The sequence below is a fragment of the Clostridium moniliforme genome (assembly GCF_017873235.1).
Lineage (GTDB): Bacteria > Bacillota > Clostridia > Clostridiales > Clostridiaceae > Clostridium > Clostridium moniliforme.
Map to the genome: position 1 here is coordinate 91,606 of NZ_JAGGJZ010000005.1, position 22,856 is coordinate 114,461.

Genomic DNA, 22,856 nt, shown 5'->3' on the forward strand with positions numbered 1-22,856 from the left:
TTAAATTTTACATATTGTCGAATAATTGAAAGGATGTGGAACAATGACAATATCACTAGCACAAGCTATCATAATAGGATTATTTTCAGGTATATGTTTAGCTGGTCAAATGCTTGGAATTTACACAAACCGTTCACTTGTACTTTCCTTAGGGATAGGAATAATTTTAGGAGATATTCCAACAGCTCTTGCAATGGGAGCAATTGGAGAAATGGCATTCCTAGGATTTGGAGTTAGTATCTGTGGAGCAGCTCCTCCAAACCAATTAGGACCTGGTGTAATAGGTACTTTATTAGCAATTACAATGAAGAATAGTGGAGTTACTGTTGAACAAGCATTAGCTTTATCTTTCCCATTTGCAGTAGCAGTTCAGTTCTTAGTTACTCTTTCTTATACACTATCAACTCCAGCAGGAGCTTGGATGAATAAGGAACTTAAGAAAGGACATTTTTTAAGATTTAGAATACTAGCTCATAGTTGCGTTATTATGTTATTTGTTTTTGGATTCTTAGTAGGATTTGGTTCAGCAGTAAGTATGCCAACAGTTAAGTACATAATATCATTAATTCCAAAATGGTTAATGAAGGGAATTACAGTTGCAGGAGGAATGTTACCAACAGCAGGATTCGCAATAGTAATGGATAAGTTAACTAATGGAGAAAAGAAGTATTTAGCATATGTAGTTTTAGGATATGTATGTATGTCATACTTTAAGTTACCAATACTAGGATTAGCATTTGTAGGAATAATATTTGCTATATATGACTACTTCTCACGTCAAGCACGTAATAAAGCTATACAAGAAGCAGTAAGTGCTGCTACAGAGAATAAATTAGCTCAGGAAATAAAATAAGGGGGGCTTAGAATGGAATCTCAAATAACAACAAATGAAACTAGTACAAAAAGTGTATTTAAGTTCAAAGATTACTTAAAGGTTGGATTTCGTACTTATTTAGCACAGGATATATTCAATTATGGTACTTACATGGGACATTGCTGGGCTTATGTAATGTGGCCTGCTTATAAAAAGTTATATGGAAATGATAAACAAAAACTTATTAATGTTACTTTAGATAATACTGAATTCTTTAATACTAATATGCAAGTTATGGCATTTATAACAAGTCTTTATATGGCAATGTTAGATAATGGTGAAACTTTAGATGAAGCTCGTTCTATAAAATTATCTCTAATGGGACCAATTGGAGGAATTGGTGGAGCAATTTCACAATTTGGATTAGCTATGATCTTTGCCAGTGTTGGTGCTTCAATGGCTTCGCAAGGATTGATTTTAGGACCAATATTCTTCTTCGTTTGTATGAACCTTTGTGTATTTGGTTTAAAGATACTTACTACTTGGCTTGGTTATAAATTAGGAACAAATGTTATGGCTGGATTAAAAGAAAAGATGAAAGACATAACTGACAGTGTTTCAATAGTTGGTGTTACAGTAATCTCTGGTCTTATAGTTCACTTCACACATATAAAGCTAGGTTTACAATATTCAACATTAGTAAATGGAAAAACTCAAGTTGTTAAGATTCAAGAAATATTAGATAAAATATTACCTAATATGTTACCAGTTGTATTTGCTACAATAATATTTATTTTAATTCACAAATATAAATTCAATATGTATAAATTACTAGGAATTGTATTTGGGATAGCAATACTTGGATCAGTTTGTGGAATATTAGTATAAAATAAGGAAGATTTTATATGAAAGATGCAATAATTATAGGGTTTATGCTAACTGTACTACTTTACTTTTTATATAACACAATAATTTTTCCATCAATAAATCAAAAAAAATTTATTAAACAACAAAAAAATATGAAAGATTTTCAAGATGGATTAAAAGTATCAGACAACGTATTAACTATGTCTGGAATGTATGGAGTTATAGTTAAAATTAACAAAAATATTGTGTCATTAAAAATATCACCAGATGTTGTAGTAAAGATAGATAAATCTACAGTAGTAGGGATGAGTAAAGAAAAAATATTTTAATAAATAGAAAATTCCATAGCGCCTATTATTCTTATAAATTTTAGGTGTTATGGAATTTTTAAAATTAAAATATTAAAGAGAGGAGTAATTATATGCTATTAACCATTGTATCATTTATATTTTTTACTGCTTTAGTAGCTGTTGCATCCTACATAAAAACAAAGGGAAGCGATACTACTGCTAAAGGATATTTCTTGGCAGGAAGAGGATTAACAGCTACTGTTATAGCAAGTTCTATGGTTCTTACAAGTTTATCTACAGAACAATTGGTTGGAACTAACGGATCATCATATAAAGCTAATTTTTCTATTATGGCATGGACTGTAACATCTATAGTGCCATTAGTAGTACTAGCATTATATTTTTTACCAAAGTATTTAAAGGGTGGATTTACTACTGTTCCTCAATTTTTTGAAGAAAGATATGATTCAAAAACTAGAAGACTTACATCTGTATTATTTTTATTAGGGTATACATTTGTTATAATTCCAGGATCATTATACTCAGGTGCAATAGCTTTTACAAAAATATTTAATGTATCTGAAGTGTTTCATATAAGTTTTTCAGCATCTTTATGGATTGTAATATGGATTACTGGAATAATAGGAGGAATATATGCTATTTTTGGTGGATTAAAAGCCGTTGCAGTATCTGATACTTTAAACGGAATTGGTCTTTTTATAGGAGGATTACTTATTCCTATATTTGGACTTATGTTTTTAGGAAAAGGTGATATCACTTCAGGATTTAATTATATACTAACAAATATTCCAGAGAAACTTAATGCTGTTGGAGGACCTCAAGATCCAGCACCATGGACAACAATATTTACTGGAATACTTATAGTTAATTTCTTTTACTGGAGTACAAATCAAGCTATAGTTCAAAGAACCTTAGCTGCTAAAAACTTAGCAACAGGACAAAAGGGTATATTAATTGCTGGAGTTATGTTATTACTTTTACCTGTTATTTTAAATTTACCAGGAACAATATCTTATGCTGTATTTGGTAATAGTTTAGAAAATATGGATTTTGCTTATCCAGCATTAGTATCTAAAGTTTTACCTAAACCATTACTAGGATTTTTTACAGCCACAGTCTTTGGAGCTATACTTAGTACATTTAATTCATTCTTAAATAGTGCAGCTACATTATTTTGTGTAGATATATATAAACCTAAGATAAATCCAAATGCTACAGATGAACATCTTATTAAAGTTGCTAAAATTGTAGGAACAATAATAGCGTTAATTTCAATGTTTATAGCACCATTACTTCAATATGGATCAGAAGGATTATTCTTATTACTAAAGAGATTTGCTGGCTTTTTCAATATTCCAATAATAGTTCTTGTTTTAATGGGATTTTTAAATAAAACAGTTTCTGGAAAGGCTGCAAGGATTACTACTTATGTACATATAGTTTTATATTACCTATTAATATGGGTATTTAAAGTTAAGATTAATTTTGCAAATATAATGGGACTTTTATTTATATTTGATATAGGCTTAATGTTTGTATTAGGAATTAAATTTAAAAGAAAAGTTCCATATAAAATGAATAAAGAAAATAAATCACATGTTAGTTTGAATTATTGGGAATACTCTGTATTTTGTAGTATTATGTTAATTGCTGCATTAGTTTATTTATATGCTTTGTTATCACCAATTGGAATAGCAACAAAAATTAGAACTAATGATTTTGGTTTTTATTCAATTATATATTGGATTGTAATTACTATAATTGCATTTATTTCTCATAAAAAATTCATGAAAAATAAAGTTATAATACAAACTGAAGATGGTAAAGAAGTTAACTCCTTAATTGATAGTACAATTGAATAATAGTTGTAGTTAGCTTTTATATATTTAAACCCAATATTTATCTCCCACTAAATTTAGTAGGAGATTTTTTCTGTTGTTAAATTAAAAAGTTCTCATCAGATATTAATTTAATAATTATTTTTAGTTAATCTCTAATTAACATATTACTTTTATAATAGTAACTAAATTGTAAAAGGAGGAGTTTTATTTTGAATTTAAATTTAGAAGTATTTCACCTTATAAATAATCTAGCTTATAAAAATGAAATGTTAGATAAGTTTATGATATTTTGTTCAAAATACTTACCATACATCTTTGTATTAATAGTTATTGGTGTATTTATATTAGGAATGAAAAATAAAAATATAAAATGTAGGAAAGTAGCTGTAAGCACAGCAGTTTTCACTGTTATAAATTTAATTATAAGTTTTATATTAGGTAGTTTGTTTTATGTTAATAGACCCTTTGTACATAATAAGGTTAATTTATTATATTATCATAAACCAAATTCATCTTTTCCAAGTGATCATGTTATTGGAACATTAAGTATAGCTTTAGGTCTTGGAAGTTATAATAAAATATTAGGAACTATACTTACAGTTTTATCTTTATTAGTTGGATTTTCAAGAATATATGTTGGGCATCACTATCCATCAGATGTTTTAGGTGGTTTTTTATTGGTTATTATAACAAGTTTTATATATAATAATTTATTAAAAGATAAAGTAGAAAGATTATATGAAAATATAGAAGGAAAATTTATAAAGTAAAAAATAAATTTACTAAAGATAAGGAAGTGTTTAGATGAACTTTATAAATAAATTTATAGATATAGTCTTGCATTTGGACAAGTATCTTGGAGTATTAATAAATAATTATGGTATATGGGTTTATGTAATATTATTTTTAATAATATTATTAGAAACAGGACTAGTTGTAACACCTTTTTTACCAGGAGATTCTGTAATATTTGCATCAGCAACATTTGCAGCTTTAGGAGTTTTAAATATTTTTATTATAATGATATCTTTTATTTTTGCAGCTATAATTGGTGATACTATGAATTATAATATTGGAAAGTATCTTGGAAGAAAATTGCTTGAAAAGAAAGATTCGAAGTTTATAAAGAAAGAGTATATAGATAAAACCAATGAATATTATGATAAATATGGAGGCAAAACTATTGTAATAGCAAGGTTTGTTCCTATAGTTCGTACTTTTGCACCTTTTGTAGCTGGTATAGGTTCTATGAAGTATAAAGAATTTATATCTTATAATGCCTTAGGGGGAATACTTTGGGTATTTTTAATATCTATTTTAGGATATTTTTTTGGTAATATACCTGTTGTAGCAAAAAACTTTTCTATAGTTATAATAGGAATAATAATAGTATCAATTCTTCCAGCTTTAATTGGAGTACTTAAAGGAAAGAAATCTTCTAGTGAAAGTATAGAATAATTATTTAAATTAGCACAAGTGTCTTATTATAAATACCACACTTGTGCTATATTAATATAAGATATATCTTATGCTATAATAATTGTTTAATATGTCTAAATGATATATAATTTCATTATATGATATGTATTGATTTATTAAGGTTTATATGAATTTATATGAATTTTTTAGACAATAATACATAATAGTTATAATTGAAAGGAGAATTTATATGAAAAATCCAATAGTAACAATTGAAATGGAAAATGGGGGAGTTATAAAAGCTGAATTATATCCAGAAATAGCTCCAAATACAGTTGATAATTTTATACATTTAATAAACATGGGATTCTATGATGATTTAATATTTCATAGAGTAATTCCAGGATTTATGATTCAAGGAGGATGTCCAGAAGGCACAGGAATGGGTGGCCCTGGATATTCAATAAAGGGAGAATTCTCAAGAAATGGATTTAAAAATGATTTAAAACATACAAAAGGTGTTTTATCAATGGCTAGAGCAATGCATCCAGATTCAGCAGGAAGTCAATTCTTTATAATGGTTGCAGACGCACCACATTTAGATGGACAATATGCTTCTTTTGGTAAGGTAATTGAAGGTATGGACGTTGCAGATAAAATAGTTAAAGAGCCAAGAGATCGTGCTGATAGACCATATGAAGATCAAAGAATTAAAAAGGTTACTGTAGATTTAGGTGATTATTCTGCAAAAGAACCAAAAATATTAGAAGATTAAGAGGTGGTCTAAGATGAGTAATAAATCATTATTAGTACATGGATTATCAAAAGATGAAATAAATTCATTAAGATTATTATCAAAGGTTATAGAAATAACACCAGAAATGGTAGAATTAAAAATTAAAGAAATAGCTGATGGTAAAAATGTTTCTGATGTTGAAGGAATTATTGAAATGCCAAATGAAAAGGCAATATTGTTTAATGGTTTTTCAGATAAAGAAGTTCAAGTTCTAGTAAAGAAAATAAGAAGTGCTGTAAAAGGTGGCGTTCTTGCAGTTGTAACACCAATATCATGTAATTGGTCATTTAAGTATTTACTTACTCATCTTCTAGAAGAAAGAGAATGGTATAAGAAACAACAAAAAGGAGAGTAGTAGGTTTTGAGTAGAGTTGGAGATAGAATAAAGGAAGCTAGACTTAAAGCTAATATGCCTCAAAAAGCATTAGCTAAAAAGCTTGGAGTTTCTGAAAAGTATATAAATGAAGTTGAACTTGGAAGAAAAATTGCACAAGAAAGTTTTATTAATAAAGTTTCAAAAGTTTTAAATGCTGATTTAAATGATATTAGTATGGTAGCTACAGATGAAGATTTAATGGAAGAAAAGAAATCTTTTAGAGAAGTTAATTCTACTTCTAAGAGAAATAATAAATCTAATGAAGTTTGGGAAAATGCATTTTCTTCAGTGTTAAGAAATGTTCCTATATATGATTACAGTTTAAAAAATATAAAGGGACATAAGGAATTACCTATTCATTCTAATAAAATAGAAGGATATAACCAAGATAAGGTTTTATATATTGAGGTTTCTGATGATGAAATGAGTGGATTTAGAATGTTAAAGGGAGATTTAGTATTTGGTCACTTAGTTACAGAACTTAATCAAAATGGATTTTATTTAGTAGAATATAAGGGAGAAACTAAAATAAGAGAAATTAGAAGATTAGATAACTCAAAAGCCTTACTTATGAATAACAGAGGAAGTCTTATGACTGAAACTGTTGAAGTTAGAAACATTAAAGTAATAGCAAAATTAGATAGAATAGAAATTAAACTTTAATTTAAGTCTATATTTTTATTAAGTGTTGATTTTAGAGTAGCAAAGTTCTATCTGAAATAAACACTAGTTTAAAATATAACATAAGTTAAAAGTTTATATTTAGTATAAAAGGAGCCATAGGTAACTTGGCTCTTTTTTTGTGCCTTAAAATAAATAATTAGTTTATCAAAAAAATATCTCATTTCATACAATAGTTATAGTATAGAAATAAATTAGAGGTGAATTAAATTTGAAAAATAAGTTGGATACTTATTTGAAACTATATAGAACTTTAACAAAAGATACTTTAAATAAATTGAATTTTTTTAAGGGAGAAATGGTTGATGGACAAAATTTCATAGAGGTTGTAACAATAAGTGGGGATAATGTGGATAACATTGCACAAATTGTTGATAACTTGGGAGGGTATTATGAAAATTTAGGGTATGGATATGGAATAGTAAAGATATCTGTGGATAAACTTTCTGAATTGGAAAGAGTAGAAACAATACAATATATTGAATTACCAAAGTCATTATATATTTCAGATGCAAGTAGTAATAGAGCAGCTTGTGTTCAAACTGCACAAAGTAGTTATGATGTAAATGGAAGTGGAGTTTTAGTAGGATTTATCGATACAGGAATAGATTATTTACACAGAGCTTTTAGAAATGATGATGGCACTACAAGAATTGAATATATTTATGATTTAAGTTTAGGAGGAACTGTATATAATAAAGAACAAATAAATAATGCCATAAAAAATGAAAATCCTTATAGCATAGTTCCATCAAATGATTTAATTGAACATGGAACTCATGTTGCAGGGATAGCTTGTGCAGGAGGGAAAATACCTATTTCAAATTATGGGGTAGCACCAAAATCTTCAATTATAATGGTAAAAGCAAATAGAGGAAGGTTTGCTCTTAGTACTCAAATAATGAGAGGACTTAAATTTTTAGTTGATAAGAGTAAAGAACTTAAAATGCCATTGGTTGTAAACATTAGTTTAAGTACTAATGATGGAGCTCATAATGGAACCTCTCTTTTAGAAAAATATATAAGTACAGTATGTGATTTAGAAAGAATAACTGTTATTGTAGCAGCAGGTAATGAAGGTGATGCTTCACATCATGTAGGCGGAACTCTTAGAGATGAACAAAGTATATCAATAAATATTGCAGATGATGAACCTTCTGTTGAACTTGCCTTTTATCATGATATTTTATCAGAAGTAAGTGTGCAAGTTACAAATCCAACGGGAAAGATAAGTGGAGAAATAAAAATAAAAGAAGGATTTAATGAATTAAATTTAGATGGAGATAGAATAATATTTTATATGTCAGGGCCTAAACCTTTTGATTTGCTAGGAGAAGTTATAATAGGTTTTATAGCAGGAGGTACTTATTTAGTTTCCGGTGAATGGAAAATAAAAATAAATTCATTAAACAATTATAGAGGAAATTACAATTTATGGATGCCTGTAACAGAGGGTTTAAATAAAGATACAAAATTTTTAAGGCCAACTCTTTTTAATACATTAGGAATACCTGCAACTGTAAATAATGTTATATCTGTTGGAAGCTATAATTATATAACTAATACAATATCAACTTTTAGTGGAAGAGGTAAAATTGGAGACGAAAGCAACATTAAGCCAGATTTAATTGCACCAGGAGAAGGTATAATCGCTCCAGTTCCTTATAATAGTTTTGATGCTAAAACTGGAACATCTATGGCAACTCCTCATGTAACGGGAATAGTTGCATTGTTTATGGAGTGGGGAATAGTAAAAGGAAACGATAAATTCTTATATGGTGAAAGGCTTAAAAGTTATCTTATACAAGGTGCTAAAAGGGATAGACCGAGTGTAATTTATCCAAATGCATTGTGGGGATATGGAACTGTATGTGCTTATAATTCCTTTGAAATATTGAGAAGCAATCTTAATCTACCTAGTAAAGATAGACAGCTTATGAATATTAGAAAAATAATTGAATATTCAGGAGATATAAAGGCTGGCTTAGAAAATTATCCTAATGTTGAGTTAATAATTTTAGATGAAAATTTTGCTGTTATAAATGCTCCAGAAAATGAAATAGATAAAATAATAGAGGATGTACCTCAAATTGTATTTGAAGAAGCATCTCCAGTATATACATTAAATGAAATTTCACCAGTAGATGCATCTGGAGCTCCACTTTTTCATGATAATCCATACCTTTCTCTAAATGGAAGAGGAGTGTTAGTTGGACTTATAGATACAGGGATAGATTATATGAATGAAGAATTTAGGAGAGAAGATGATACAACAAGAATAATGTCAATTTGGGATCAAACTATTGGGGATATAGATGAATCTGCTGTATTTAAATATGGTAGAGTATTTTCAGAAAGTCAAATAAATAATGCAATAAATACTTCATTATCAGGAGGCGATCCATATTCTGTAGTTAATAGTAGAGATGAAATAGGTCATGGAACCATGATTGCTGGATTAATTGGAGGAAGAGGGAGAGATCCTAAATTTTTAGGAGCTGCTCCAGATTGTGATTTTGTTGTAGTTAAGTTAAAAGAAGCATCTGAAAGATATTTAAGAAATTTTGGAATAACAACTCCTGGTACTGGAAGATATGCAAATGTAGATATTGTATTGGCTATTAGATATATATTAAATGAAGCAAAAAGATTAAATAGGCCATTAGTATTATATATACCTCTTGGTACAAATGTTGGAGCTCATGATGGAAGTTCTGTGGTAGAAAGATTTATAGATGATGTATCAAAGAGAAGGGGATTAGTTGTAGTTGCTTGCACAGGCAATGAAGGAGATTCAGATACTCATACAACAGGAATTCTTTCTCAAAATGGTGATACAAAAACTATAGAACTTAAAGTTTCTAACACTCAAACTAATTTATTTTTTGAAATATGGTGTAGAAGACCTGATAAAGTTTCTTTATCTATAGTTTCTCCTTCTGGAGAAATAATAGATAGAATACCAGCTAAATTAAAACAAGCTGAAGAGATTAAATTTGTTTTTGAAGGGACAAGGATGTTTATAGAATATTTTATCCCAGAGGAAATAACAGGAGATGAATTAATAAGAATAAAAGCAGAAAATTTAAAAGAAGGTATATGGCAATTTAATCTTATAGGAGATTATATAGTTGATGGAAGATATGATGCATGGATTCCTCAAAGAGAATTATTACAAGGAGACACTAAATTTTTAAATTCAAATCAATATACAACATTAATGTTACCAGCAACAGCAGAGAGGGCAATAGTTGCAGCTTATTATAATCAAAATAATAATGCAACTGTAGGTAAGTCTGGAAGAGGACTTACTAGGGATAATAGAATAAAACCAAATGTTGCAGCTGGAGGTATTAATACAGTTGTAATGACTCCAGGGGGAGGTAGTAGAGTAGCTTCAGGTGCATCTGTTGCTGGAGCTGTTTTGGCGGGATGTTGTGCCTTACTTCTTCAATGGGGAATTATAGATAATAATGATCCAACTATGTATTCTGTAAAAATGAAAACTTATATAATTAGAGGAGCAGAAAAGCGAGAAGGAGATGTATATCCAAATAGAGAATGGGGATATGGAATATTAAGTATGCAAGGAATATTTAATAATATAAGAGCAAGGGGAGCTGACTATAGGTATGATGAGTTTTATAGAAATAATTTATTTGTAAGAAAGCCTATTAAATAATTTCACCAATAAAGCAATGCAAGCATAAATTATTTATAAAAGAAATAATAAGGAGTTTTTGATGGCTGAAAAAGGAAAATTAAAAATTCAATGTTTTAATGGAGATGATTATATTCCTGTAGAAGGATGTAGGGCAATTGTAACTTCTAGAGAAGGAACTGAAAAACAAATTGAACTTAGAACAGATTCTTCTGGACTTACAGAAACTATAGAATTAGATGCTCCATCACTTGAAAATTCACAACAACCTAGCGATAAATTACCTTATAGTTTATGTGATATTAGAATAGAAAGGGAGGGATTTCAACCTTTTGTTGTTAATGGGTGTCAAATATTTCCTGTAGAGACTGCGTATCAAAAGTGCAATTTAGTAGAATCTAATCAAACAAGAAATAGTAGAGCTGAAATTATAAATATACAACCAAATAGATTGGTTGGAGACTTCCCAAGAAAAATACCAGAAGAAGTTGATAAACCTTTGCCACTACCTTCTAGTGGGGTAGTATTGCCAAAACCTGTAGTTCCAGAATATATTGTAGTTCATGAAGGTGGACCAAATTCTCCAGGACAAAATCATAGGGTTTTATATAAAGATTATATTAAAAATGTTGCTTCAAGTGAAATATTTTCTACTTGGTCATACAATACAATAGCAGCTAATGTTTTTTGTATAATATCATTTACTTTAAATAGAATTTATACAGAATGGTATAGGTCAAAGGGTAAAAACTTCGATATTACTAATTCAACTGCTTATGATCATGCATTTAGTTTTGGAAGAAATATATATGAAAATATAAGTAATATTGTTGATGAAGTATTTTCAACCTATGTAAGAAGAATAGGAAGGAAACAGCCACTTTTAACTCAATATTGTGATGGGAAAAATGTTATATGTCCTGAATGGCTTAGTCAATGGGGCAGTAAATTCCTTGGAGATGAAGGAAGAGCACCGTTTGATATATTAACATACTACTATGGAAACAATATTGAACTTACAACAGCTGAAATTGTAAAAGGTAGTCCTAAATCTTATCCAGGGTATGACTTGACAAGAGGATCAAGGGGAGAACCTGTAAGAATAACACAAGAGTATTTAAATAGGATTGCTAGAAATTACCCATTAATACCTAAAGTTGCTGTTGATGGAATATATGGAGCAAGGACAGCAGAGCAGGTTAAGGTATTTCAAGGAATATTTGGATTACCAAAAACAGGAGTGGTAGATTATAAAACTTGGTATAAAATCTCAGAAATATATGTTGGGGTAACTAAAATAGCAGAGCTTAATTAATAAAACTCATATTAAAAACTTAGACTATATCAAAGTAAGTATTAACTACTTATGATATAGTCTATTTTATTAATTATTTAATTCTGTCTTATGTTTAAAGTAAAATATTAAGCATTGAGATATAAATATTAAACTTAACATTCCAAATAGTGGATATAAAGTTGAAATTAAATTTCCAAAACCTATTTGAGATATAGGAAATGCTATTAAGATAATTAATAATGTTCCTTTTTTAAAATTAATATTAAAAGTTTTTTCTAGTGTTTTACTTATTGAATATACATCTGAAACTTCTGTTGAGAACATTTCTAGCAGTATAACCATTAATAGAAGTGCTTGAATTATTGTTGAAAATCTTTTTGCTACAAATAATAATGGTATTTCAAATTCATAAATATAAGGTTGATTTATTATAAGTAATAAATTTATCAATAAGCAAAGTATAGTAAGCCCTATTGCCCCAAAGGAAATTCCAAGAGACATAGTTTTTGTTTTTTTAACACTTGTACTTAAAGGAACTAAAACTCCTGAGCAACATAATATATTATACCCTGCGTAAAGAATTGTTGATGTAGCAAGACCGCTTTCTTTTCTAGCCTGAAAACTTAATATATTTTCAAGTGTTACAGCATCAGCACAAAGAACAAAATATAATATTGTTATTGTTGATATTGTAATTATTAATGTTGGGACTATAAAAGAATTGACTTCTATTAATCCATCTGTACCTCTAAATAAAAAGAAAACTGCTATCGCCATCATAATTAAAGTTCCAACTATTTTTGGAATATCGAAAAATTGATTAATTAATGCACCACTACCAGCTAATATAATTGAAGCACTAGATATTAAATAAATTGTTGTTATTCCTCCAGTAATTTTACCTAAGAAGTTTGGACTTATTTTATAAATAACATCTCCATAAGATTCTAAGTTGTATTTTATACTTATTTTTGAAATTATTGTTCCCATAATTATATAGAATAAGCCACAACTAAGTATTCCTATAAAGCTATATATACCAAAGGAAGTGAAGAATTGTGTTATTTCTTTTCCAGAAGCAAGACCAGCACCTACAACAGTTCCTATAAAAACAACTGCAATTTGAAATATTTTAATCCATTCTTTTTTCAAATGATACCTCCTTACAAATGCTTTCTATAAAAATATATAAATTATACTTAAGATTTATTCTATTTATAAGTGAATAAGGTAAATTTTCTAAGGAAAACTAAAAAGAGAAGAAATCTAAAGAGGAGTGATTTTTTGAAAAAGAGAAATATACTTTTAATTTTTATAATATTTATATTGTGTTTTATAGGATGCAGAAAGGTACCAAATAATAATAGTAATTCAAATAATTTTAATAGTAGGATAGCAACACAAAGAGCAACTCAGTATATGGAGAGACTTAAAAGAAATGATATTGAAGGAGCAAATAAAATATCAACAAAAGAACTTGCAACAAGTAATAAGATAAAAGATATAAATAATATGCCAATTGTATCATTTTCATCAGGTAATGTAGTAGAAACAGGTAACAGTGCATATGTAACATTTTATTGTTCAAGAGCAAAGGGAGAAGTTTCAGATGCAAGTCTAGATATGATTACACTAAAAATAGCCAAAGAAGATAATGAATATAAGGTTTCAGATATGAAAAGTGAAACTATTAAACAATTATATCATAAAGGATCAGAGCTTAGAGTTACAAATAAAGATATGGGAAATAGTGAACTAGTACTTAGATTAAAAGATATACCGTTAGAAATGTATCCTAAGGACCAAAAGCCAGCTATAAAGATTATTAAGATTCCTAAAGATAAATTTTCTATTTTTGGTATAAGTTACACTGGACGTAACATAGCCTTAAGTACTACAGATGGAAAGAATAGTTTCATTGGAGTTGCAGTTTTAGAGGAATCAGGTATTTCTGAAGCATCAGCAAAACCTGTAAATAATTTAATAGCTGAAAGTAATAGTAGCAATGAAGGTATTGATGAAAATACTTTAAAACAAATTTTAGAAAAACCAATTGCTAAAAAAATATTAGCCTATGATATAATACCTGATTCTAGTATTAAAAGTATGATATTTAATGAAGAAGATGGAAATCTAATAGTTCAATATACTAAAGGAAAGGGAAAAGGATTGGGAATTAAAATATATAAAAATCCTGATGGTGAATTATTAGAAATAGATTTTGAAAAAATATTTCCTATAGATAAATATAGTATAAATTACCAAGGGGCAACAAAAAATGATATAGTAATAAAAGTTGTAAGTTTAAAAGATAAAGGGAATGTATCACAAGAGTTACTAGGAAATTATAGAATAGATTTATTAGAAAAAACTCTTGAAAAAATATAATAACAAATAAATTTTCACTTATGATATTATTAAGATAAATAAGATTAATAATGGAGGAAATCATAGTGAAAGAATGGAATGGAAAAAGATATCATAGTTTAAACTATTTTCTAAGACATAAATTTAATGAGAAAGTTTTTAAAATATCATTAGATGGTGGATTCTCTTGTCCAAATAGAGATGGAACAATAAGTATTGGGGGATGTCTTTTTTGTAGTGAAAGTGGATCAGGAGATTATGCAGGTGACAGACATTTATCTATAAGCAAACAATTTTCTGATGTTAAAAAAATGATGAATAAGAAGTGGAAAGAAGGAAAATATATAGCTTATTTTCAAGCTTTTACGAATACATATGCACCAGTTGAAGAACTTAGAAGAAAATACAATGAAGCAATACAAGAAGAAGGCGTTGTTGCATTAGCCATTGCAACTAGACCAGATTGTTTAGGTGACGATGTATTAGATCTTTTAGAAGAAATAAATAAAAAAATTTATGTATGGGTAGAACTTGGACTTCAAACTGTTTCAGATGAAACTGCAAGGAAAATAAATAGAGGATATAAGTTAGAAGTATTTGAATATGCTACAAGAAGACTAAAGGAAAGAAATATTGATTTTGTAACTCATTGTATATTTGGGTTACCTGGAGAAACAAAAGAAGATATGCTTAAAACTGTAGATTATATAGCACATTCAGGCTCTAAAGGAATTAAGTTTCATCTTCTTCATTTAATGAAACATACTCCTATGGTTAAATTATATGATAGAGGTGAATTACAATTTGTATCTAAGGAAGATTATATAGATTTAATATGTAAATCTATAGCAAGGTTACCAGAAGATATGGTAGTTCATAGGTTAACTGGAGATGCACCAAGAGATTTACTTATAGGTCCAATGTGGAGTTTAAAAAAATGGGAAATATTAAATGCAATTGATAAAGCATTAATAGATAATGATATATACCAAGGAAAAGATTTTTAGGGGGATATTATGAATATAGATATTATTATTTCAGCAGATTATATAAATGAGGATTCTATAAAGGATAAGGTTGTAGTTGTTATTGATATGCTAAGGGCTACATCTGTAATAACAACAGCTTTTATAAATGGATGTAAAGAATTAATACCATATTTAACTGTTGAAGAAGCAATGGAAAAAAGTAAAGAATTTAAAGCGGGAGACTGTATATTAGGTGGGGAGAGAAAAGCTGTTAAAATAGAAGGTTTTGATTTATCAAATTCTCCATTAGAATATACAGAAGAAGTAGTTAAAGATAAAACTGTTATAATTACAACAACAAATGGAACTAGAAGTTTAACAAAGTGTAAAAGTGCAAAGAGAGTTTTTGTTGGTGCTATGATTAATGGTAAGGCGGTAGCAGAAAAGTTAGTAGAAATTGGAGAAGATGTTGTTATAGTTAATGCAGGAACTAATGGACAGTTTTCAATGGATGACTTTATATGTGCAGGATATATGATAAATGAAATGCTTAAAATAAGTAATAAATTAGAGCTAACAGATATAGCTAAAACTGCAAATTATATATATGAAAATAATAAAGGCATAGATAGTTTTATAAATAGTGCAAGACATTATGGAGTAATGAAAGAACTAGGTTTAATGAATGATGTTAAATATGCAATGAAAAAAGAAATTACAAATATTGTTCCAGAATATAAGAATGGTCATATTGTTAAATAAGTTTATATAAAAAAAGCTACCAAATTATTGGTAGCTTTTTTTATATAATTTTTAGTAGTTTTCTGTAAATAATTCGAAGTATGATTGTGGGTGTAAGCAAGCTGGACACTTAATAGGAGCTTCAGCGCCTTCAAATATGAATCCACAGTTTCCACATTTCCATAAAGTGTTTTTAGATTCTCTCTTAAATACAATTCCTTCTTCGATATTTGCAGCTAATTTTCTATATCTCATTTCATGAGCTATTTCAGCTTTAGCTATCATTCTAAATGCAGCAGCTATTTCAGGGAATCCTTCTTTTTCAGCTACATCTGCAAATGTTGGATAAAGGTTTGAATTTTCATCATGCTCACCTTCAGCTGCATATATTAAATTTGTTTTAGTATCAGTAGGTAATTCTACTGGATATCCTGCATTTATTTCTATTGCCTCTCCTTGGAAATCATCTTTTAAGAATTTATAAAATCTCTTAGCATGTTCCTTTTCATTTTCAGCAGTTTCCATAAATATGTTTGAAATTTGTACAAATCCTTCTTTTCTTGCAGCACTAGCAAAGTAAGTATATCTTGTTCTTGCTTGGCATTCTCCTGCAAAAGACTTCATTAAATTTTCAGCTGTTTTTGTTCCTTTTAAACTCTTCATAACTAATCCTCCCCATTCTTTGTAAAATTAAATGTTAGTGGATAATTAATATTTACAAATCTTATAAGTTAATTATAATAGTATGAATTGAAACATTCAACAGCATTAAATGATAATACTGTATATTAAATTATAAGTTTTTGTTAATAATATATAGTTTAAATTAAATATATTAAAATTTAAGATGTATTTTAAAATAAAACTGATTTTTATTAGACAGTTATTAAAATAGTAAATTTTAATATGTATGGAAGCTAACATTGTTAATAAAATAATTAAGATGATAATAGAAACTTTTTGAGTTATAATTATAAAAAATGTTTTTTTAGACCATATTATAAGTTTAAAAGTTAGTTACTAAAGAATAGATTTTTCTAGGAGGAAATTATGAGTTTATTTTTAAATGAAGAAGCAAATAGATGTTTATTATGTAAAAAACCAAGGTGTAAAGAATTTTGTCCAATAAGTACTCCTATTCCAGAAATTATAGAATTATATAGACAAGAAAAGTTTGAGGAAGCAGGTAAGATACTATTTGAAAACAATCCTCTTTCAGCAGTATGTGCTATAGTATGCCCTCATGAAGAACAATGTGAAGGACATTGCATTAGAGGAATAAAGGGAGAACCAATACATTTTTATGAGATTGAAGAGGAACTTTCATTAAAGTACTTAAATGATATAAAGTTTAATAAAGTTAAAGCTGATAAAGATAGAATTGGTATTATAGGTGGAGGTCCTGCTGGAATAACAATTGCTTTTATTTTAGCAAAAAGAGGATTTAAAGTTACTATATTTGAGGCTCATGAAAAAATAGGTGGAGTATTAAGATACGGAATACCAGAATATAGATTACCAAAATCAATAGTTGATAATATTTCAATAAAACTTGAAGAACTTGGCGTTAAAATAAGACCTAATATAATGATAGGACAAGTTATAACTATAGATAGATTATTTGAAGATGGATATAAAGCTTTATTTATAGGTACTGGAGTATGGAATGCTAAAAAGTTAAATATAAGAGGTGAAACTTTAGGAAATGTTCATTATGCTATAGATTATTTAAAAGCTCCAGATGTATATAATTTAGGAGATAGAGTTTGTGTTATTGGTGCTGGAAATGTTGCTATGGATGCAGCAAGAACTGCTAAAAGAAATGGAGCAAAGGAAGTTTATGTAGTTTATAGAAAAGACTTTAATCAAATGACAGCAACTAATAAAGAAATAGAAGAAGCTAAAGAAGATGGTGTAGAATTTAAATTGTTTAGAGCACCAGTTGAAATATTAGAGGATGGAATTAAGGTTGTTAAAACTGAAAATATAGAGATAGATGGAAAAATTAAAACAAGAACATTAGATGGAGAAGAAGAACTGATTAATTGTGACTCAACAATAATAGCTATAAGTCAAGAGCCAAGAAGTGTTATTGTATCAAGTACTACGAAATTAGAAACAAATAAGTATGGACTTGTTATAACAGATGAAGAAGGCCATACAACAAGAGATGGTGTATTTGCATCTGGAGATGTTGTTACAGGAGCAAAAACAGTTGTTCAAGCAGTTGCCCATGCAAAAAATGTTGCAGATGCAATGGAAGAGTATTGCAAAAATAACTAAAGAATTTAATTGTCATATACTAAAAATATGAAATTAAAAATGAGCCTTATATATTAAAAGTTTATCTAAGATATTAATATAATATTTTAAGATGACCTCAATATATTTGGCTCATTTTTTTATTTATTATTGTTTATAGGATTTTTATTAGTTGAAGTCCATTGATTATTACCAGCAGTTTTTTCTTGTGTTGATGTTTTAGCGCCATTCACTTCTACTGGAGTAGAAATCCATTGATTATTAGTTGAAGTTTTTTCTTTCTTATTCATATAAAAAATTCCTCCTTTTTTATAATACTTATAGTTTTAGCATTATAAAAAATTTAATTCTAGGAATTTATTTGTATTCACCGTTGTTATATTGATCAATTAATTCTTGTATTTTAAATACGCATCTAGCACCACCGCAAGAACCAGTACTTGCTCCAGTAGCTTCTCTTACTTCTGCTATACTTTTTGCACCATTTCTTATTGCATCTTTAATTTTGGCTCTATTAATTGCCTTACATATACATACCTTAGTTAATTTATCCATTATATCTTGATTTACATTATTATTTTCCATATTTAATCCTCCTAAATTCAATTTATCTATATTTTAAACAATTCATCTAATTTAATATTCATTTTATATAAATTAATTTAATCATTGTTTTAAATAAAAATCAATACTAATTAATAAAAATTATTGGTAAAATCAATAAATATAAATACATATTATATATAATAATTTTTTTAATTAGATTTTTATTAAAAATTTTTTTGTAAAGTATAGAAATATGGTTAATTGACTTTTTTATGGGCATAATATATAATGTTTTTAATAAAGACAATGATTAGGAAAAGTAATTAATAAATTTATTTCAAGAGAGTAGTTGTTTGGTGAAAAACTATAATAAATATTAATGAAAATCACCTAGGAGTTGGTGGCCTAACGGTAAAAATTTACCTATTAAGTTAACACGTAATCTTGCGTTAAAAGATAGAGTATGTTAGTACTTGAAAAACTCAATATCAATTCAATAATAGAGGAGAAAATCTATTATTATAAAATATTTATGTTAATATTTAATTGATTATTGTAATATTACCATGGGTGGTATAGCGAGTTATTTACTTCGTCCTATAGTTAGGATGAGGTTTTTTTATTTTATAGAAAAATACTTTAATAAATATAAAGTAAGATAAGAAAGGAGAATGAACATGTACAAAAAAGTAGAACTTACAAATGGCTTTGTAGGAATGGAAAAAGAAGTTGCTGACCTTTGGAAGGCAAGAAATGTAATTAAAAAGAATTTTGACATGAATCAAGATGGTGAATATTTCACATTTTATGATGGACCTCCAACAGCAAATGGAAGACCTCACGTAGGACATATCCTTACAAGAGTAATGAAGGATATAATCCCAAGATATAAAGTTATGAGGGGATTTAAGGTTATAAGAAAAGCTGGATGGGATACTCATGGATTACCAGTTGAACTTGAAATAGAAAAGAAACTTGGAATTTCAGGTAAAGAACAAATAGAAGAGTATGGTGTTGAAAAATTCGTTAAAGAATGTAAAGAAAGTGTTTTCACATATGTAAGCATGTGGGAAAAGATGACAAACCAAATAGGATACTGGGTAGATATGGATCATCCATATGTAACATACCATAACCCATATATTGAATCAGTATGGTGGGCATTAAAACAAATGTGGGATAAGAATCTTTTATATAAAGGTCACAAAGTTATGCCATATTGTCCAAGATGTGGAACAGCTCTTTCATCTCATGAAGTATCACAAGGATACAAAGATGTTAAAGATTTAACTGCAGTAGCTAAATTTAAAGTTTCAGGAGAAGACAATAAATATATACTTGCATGGACAACAACTCCTTGGACACTACCTTCAAATGTAGCTTTATGTATAAATAAAGCATACGAATATGTTGAAGCTAAAGTAGGAGATGAAACTTATATTTTAGCTAAAGAATTAGCTCCAAAAGTTTTAGGAGAAGATTTTGAAATTGTTAAAGAATTTAAGGGTGAAGAATTACTTGGAATGAAGTATGAGCAATTATTATCATTCTATACTCCAGAAGGAAAAGCTTTTGAAGTAATTCATGGAGATTTCGTAACTCTTTCAGATGGTACAGGAATTGTTCATATAGCACCAGCTTATGGTGAAGATGATAGCTTAGTTGCTAAGAAAAATGGAATGGCATTTATAAACTTAGTTGATACTCATGGATGTTTTAAAGAAGAAGTTACTCCATGGGCAGGAAAGTTTGTAAAGAAATGTGATCAACAAATTTGTGATTACTTAGAAGCTGAAAATAAATTATTTAAAGCTGAAAAGCATACTCACTCATATCCACACTGCTGGAGATGTGACACACCACTTCTTTACTATCCAAAGGATAGCTGGTTTGTTGCAATGACAACTTTAAGAGATAAATTATTAGAAAATAATGATAAGATAAACTGGCTTCCAGATAACATTAGAACAGGTAGATTTGGTAAGTTCTTAGAAAATGTTATTGACTGGGGTATCTCAAGAGATAGATACTGGGGAACACCACTTCCAATATGGGAATGTGAATGCGGACATAGAGAATGTATTGGAAGCATAGAAGAATTAAAAGAAAAGGGAATTGATGTACCAGAAGGTATAGAATTACACAAACCATTTATAGATAAAGTTTATTTAACTTGTCCAGATTGTGGTAAGAAGATGAAGAGAACTCACGAAGTTATTGATTGTTGGTTTGATTCAGGTTCAATGCCATTTGCACAACATCATTATCCATTTGAAAACAAAGAGTTATTTGATAAAAACTTCCCAGCGCAATTTATATCAGAAGCTGTTGACCAAACAAGAGGATGGTTCTATACATTACTTGCAATTTCAACTGCAATATTTGATAGAAACCCATTTGAAAATTGTATAGTTTTAGGTCACGTTCTTGATAAGAAGGGCTTAAAGATGAGTAAGTCAAAGGGAAATGTTGTTGATCCATTTGATGTACTTGATGCACAAGGGGCTGATGCTACAAGATGGCATTTCTATACTGCAAGTGCACCATGGCTTCCAACTAGATTCTCAATTGATGATGTAGGAGAAGCTTCAAGAAAATTCTTAAGCACATTATGGAATGTATATTCATTCTATGTTTTATATGCTGAATTAGATAAATTTAATCCAACTAAATATGCTGATTTTGTATCAGATAATGTAATGGATAAATGGATAATGTCTAAATTAAACACATTAATTGAAAGAGTAGAAAATGGATTAGACAATTATGATATAACAGGTTCAGCTCTTGCAATTGAAGATTTTACAGATGAATTATCAAATTGGTATGTAAGAAGAAATAGAGCAAGATTCTGGGCATCAGAATTAACTGAGGACAAAATTGGAGCTTATGTAACTTTAAATAAAGTTCTTGTTACTTTAGCTAAAGTTTGTGCACCATTTGTTCCATTTATAACAGAAGAAATTTATCAAAACTTAGTTGTTAACTTAGATGAAAATGCACCAGAAAGTATTCATTTATGTTCATGGCCAAAAGTAGATAAAGAAGCGATAGATAAAAATTTAGAAGAGCATATGGATTTAGCTTATACAATAGTTAAGCTTGGAAGAAGTGCAAGAAATGGTGCTAATGTTAAGAACAGACAGCCTCTTTCAAAGATACTTGTATCTACAACATCACTTCCAGATTATTATGGAGATATTATAGCTAACGAGCTTAACATAAAGGAAATTGAATTTGGAGCAGATCTTTCTAAATATGTTAACTTTGAACTTAAACCAAACTTACCTGTATTAGGAAGAGCTTATGGTAAATTAATACCAGGAATAAGAAAAGAAATAGCTTCAAGAAATCAAATGGAATTAGCTCAAAAAATTCAAAATGGTGGAGTAGAAGTTATAAATGTTCAGGGAACTGAAATAGAACTTAATTCAGAAAATATTCTTGTAACAATGCAAGGCTTAGATGGATTTGCTTTTGCAGGTGAAGGAGATATTGGAGTAGTTTTAGATACTCATATAACTGAAGAATTAAGAGAAGAAGGTCATTTAAGAGAAATCATCTCAAAAATTCAAAATATGAGAAAAGAAAAAGGCTTTGAAGTTTTAGACAATATAAACCTTTATGTTGCAGGTAATGATACATTAATAGATGTTATAAAGAAATTCCAAGATACTATTAAGAAGGAAACATTAACTAAAGAAATAGTATATAATGGAGAATTTAATTATACAGAAGTAACAATTAATGGTGAAAATTTAAACATGACAGTAGAAGTTGTAAAATAATTATATAAAATTAAGAATAGAAATCTTAAAAACCTTTAAGATTTCTATTCTTTTTTATATTTCAATATATATTTACAAAAGTTTTAGGAAAACTATAATTAAAGAAGGGATTTTATTGAAA

Annotated in this window: 20 protein-coding genes; 16 read left to right on the forward strand and 4 right to left on the reverse strand. The window is 28.3% G+C overall.

Translation table 11 applies throughout. The features are described 5' to 3' along the window. Positions 1-43 precede the first annotated feature (43 nt). The 11 genes from J2Z53_RS08915 to J2Z53_RS08965 all read left to right on the forward strand — a co-directional run bounded on the left by J2Z53_RS08915 (position 44) and on the right by J2Z53_RS08965 (position 12,081). Complete coding sequence (locus tag J2Z53_RS08915) at positions 44-853, forward strand: PTS mannose/fructose/sorbose/N-acetylgalactosamine transporter subunit IIC (RefSeq protein WP_209797147.1); 810 nt, start codon at positions 44-46, stop codon at positions 851-853. A gap of 12 nt (positions 854-865) precedes the next feature. Then, positions 866-1,702, forward strand: coding sequence for a PTS system mannose/fructose/sorbose family transporter subunit IID (locus J2Z53_RS08920; RefSeq protein WP_209797148.1), 837 nt, complete (start codon positions 866-868; stop codon positions 1,700-1,702). Positions 1,703-1,719: 17 nt separating this feature from the next. Beyond that, positions 1,720-2,010: a preprotein translocase subunit YajC gene (gene yajC, locus J2Z53_RS08925; protein ID WP_209797149.1), complete on the forward strand. Its 291-nt coding sequence runs from the start codon at positions 1,720-1,722 to the stop codon at positions 2,008-2,010. 92 nt (positions 2,011-2,102) lie between these two features. Then, positions 2,103-3,854 carry a solute:sodium symporter family transporter gene (locus J2Z53_RS08930; protein WP_209797150.1) on the forward strand — a complete coding sequence of 584 codons (1,752 nt, stop codon included), beginning with the start codon at positions 2,103-2,105 and terminating at the stop codon, positions 3,852-3,854. 188 nt (positions 3,855-4,042) lie between these two features. Beyond that, the gene (locus J2Z53_RS08935; protein ID WP_209797151.1) at positions 4,043-4,603 is read left to right on the forward strand and encodes an undecaprenyl-diphosphatase; all 561 of its coding nucleotides are present in this window, start codon (positions 4,043-4,045) and stop codon (positions 4,601-4,603) included. A gap of 34 nt (positions 4,604-4,637) precedes the next feature. Further along, positions 4,638-5,291 (forward strand): DedA family protein, encoded by a 654-nt coding sequence (locus tag J2Z53_RS08940; RefSeq protein WP_209797152.1) that lies wholly within the window; start codon positions 4,638-4,640, stop codon positions 5,289-5,291. Positions 5,292-5,502: 211 nt separating this feature from the next. Continuing rightward, positions 5,503-6,027, forward strand: coding sequence for a peptidylprolyl isomerase (locus J2Z53_RS08945; protein ID WP_209797153.1), 525 nt, complete (start codon positions 5,503-5,505; stop codon positions 6,025-6,027). Between the two features lie 13 nt (positions 6,028-6,040). Then, positions 6,041-6,403: a DUF3783 domain-containing protein gene (locus tag J2Z53_RS08950; RefSeq protein ID WP_209797154.1), complete on the forward strand. Its 363-nt coding sequence runs from the start codon at positions 6,041-6,043 to the stop codon at positions 6,401-6,403. 6 nt (positions 6,404-6,409) lie between these two features. Then, positions 6,410-7,087 carry a helix-turn-helix domain-containing protein gene (locus tag J2Z53_RS08955; RefSeq protein WP_209797155.1) on the forward strand — a complete coding sequence of 226 codons (678 nt, stop codon included), beginning with the start codon at positions 6,410-6,412 and terminating at the stop codon, positions 7,085-7,087. 229 nt (positions 7,088-7,316) lie between these two features. Beyond that, positions 7,317-10,787 carry a S8 family peptidase gene (locus J2Z53_RS08960; protein WP_234925818.1) on the forward strand — a complete coding sequence of 1,157 codons (3,471 nt, stop codon included), beginning with the start codon at positions 7,317-7,319 and terminating at the stop codon, positions 10,785-10,787. A 61-nt stretch (positions 10,788-10,848) separates the two neighbouring features. Beyond that, entirely contained in the window at positions 10,849-12,081 is a 1,233-nt protein-coding gene (locus J2Z53_RS08965) for a peptidoglycan-binding domain-containing protein (RefSeq protein WP_209797156.1), read from the forward strand. Positions 12,082-12,150: 69 nt separating this feature from the next. Here J2Z53_RS08965 and J2Z53_RS08970 read toward each other — a convergent pair whose 3' ends face one another. Continuing rightward, positions 12,151-13,215, reverse strand: a complete 1,065-nt coding sequence (locus tag J2Z53_RS08970) for a YkvI family membrane protein (protein ID WP_209797157.1) — start codon at positions 13,213-13,215, stop codon at positions 12,151-12,153. A 132-nt stretch (positions 13,216-13,347) separates the two neighbouring features. Here J2Z53_RS08970 and J2Z53_RS08975 point away from each other — a divergent pair, with 132 nt between their 5' ends. The 3 genes from J2Z53_RS08975 to J2Z53_RS08985 are packed head-to-tail and all read left to right on the forward strand — an operon-like array spanning position 13,348 to position 16,160. Next, a complete protein-coding gene (locus J2Z53_RS08975) occupies positions 13,348-14,451 on the forward strand; it encodes a hypothetical protein (RefSeq protein WP_209797158.1) in 1,104 nt (367 codons plus the stop codon). 50 nt (positions 14,452-14,501) lie between these two features. Next, a complete protein-coding gene (locus tag J2Z53_RS08980; protein WP_234925819.1) occupies positions 14,502-15,437 on the forward strand; it encodes a TIGR01212 family radical SAM protein in 936 nt (311 codons plus the stop codon). Between the two features lie 9 nt (positions 15,438-15,446). Next, positions 15,447-16,160, forward strand: a complete 714-nt coding sequence (locus J2Z53_RS08985) for a 2-phosphosulfolactate phosphatase family protein (RefSeq protein WP_209797159.1) — start codon at positions 15,447-15,449, stop codon at positions 16,158-16,160. Positions 16,161-16,211: 51 nt separating this feature from the next. Here J2Z53_RS08985 and rbr read toward each other — a convergent pair whose 3' ends face one another. Then, on the reverse strand, positions 16,212-16,802 hold the full coding sequence (gene rbr / locus J2Z53_RS08990) for a rubrerythrin (RefSeq protein WP_209797160.1): 591 nt from the start codon (positions 16,800-16,802) through the stop codon (positions 16,212-16,214). A 387-nt stretch (positions 16,803-17,189) separates the two neighbouring features. Between rbr and J2Z53_RS08995 the strand changes: the two genes are divergently transcribed. Then, entirely contained in the window at positions 17,190-18,422 is a 1,233-nt protein-coding gene (locus tag J2Z53_RS08995; protein ID WP_209797161.1) for an NAD(P)-dependent oxidoreductase, read from the forward strand. Positions 18,423-18,541: 119 nt separating this feature from the next. On the opposite strand, the gene J2Z53_RS09000 is transcribed toward J2Z53_RS08995, so the two are convergent. Together J2Z53_RS09000 and J2Z53_RS09005 are read right to left on the reverse strand one after the other, a co-directional pair. Continuing rightward, a complete protein-coding gene (locus J2Z53_RS09000) occupies positions 18,542-18,691 on the reverse strand; it encodes a hypothetical protein (protein WP_209797162.1) in 150 nt (49 codons plus the stop codon). A 67-nt stretch (positions 18,692-18,758) separates the two neighbouring features. Further along, positions 18,759-18,986, reverse strand: a complete 228-nt coding sequence (locus tag J2Z53_RS09005) for a (2Fe-2S)-binding protein (RefSeq protein ID WP_209797163.1) — start codon at positions 18,984-18,986, stop codon at positions 18,759-18,761. 638 nt (positions 18,987-19,624) lie between these two features. Between J2Z53_RS09005 and ileS the strand changes: the two genes are divergently transcribed. After that, positions 19,625-22,735, forward strand: a complete 3,111-nt coding sequence (ileS, locus tag J2Z53_RS09010; RefSeq protein WP_209797164.1) for an isoleucine--tRNA ligase — start codon at positions 19,625-19,627, stop codon at positions 22,733-22,735. The last annotated feature ends 121 nt before the right edge of the window (positions 22,736-22,856 follow it).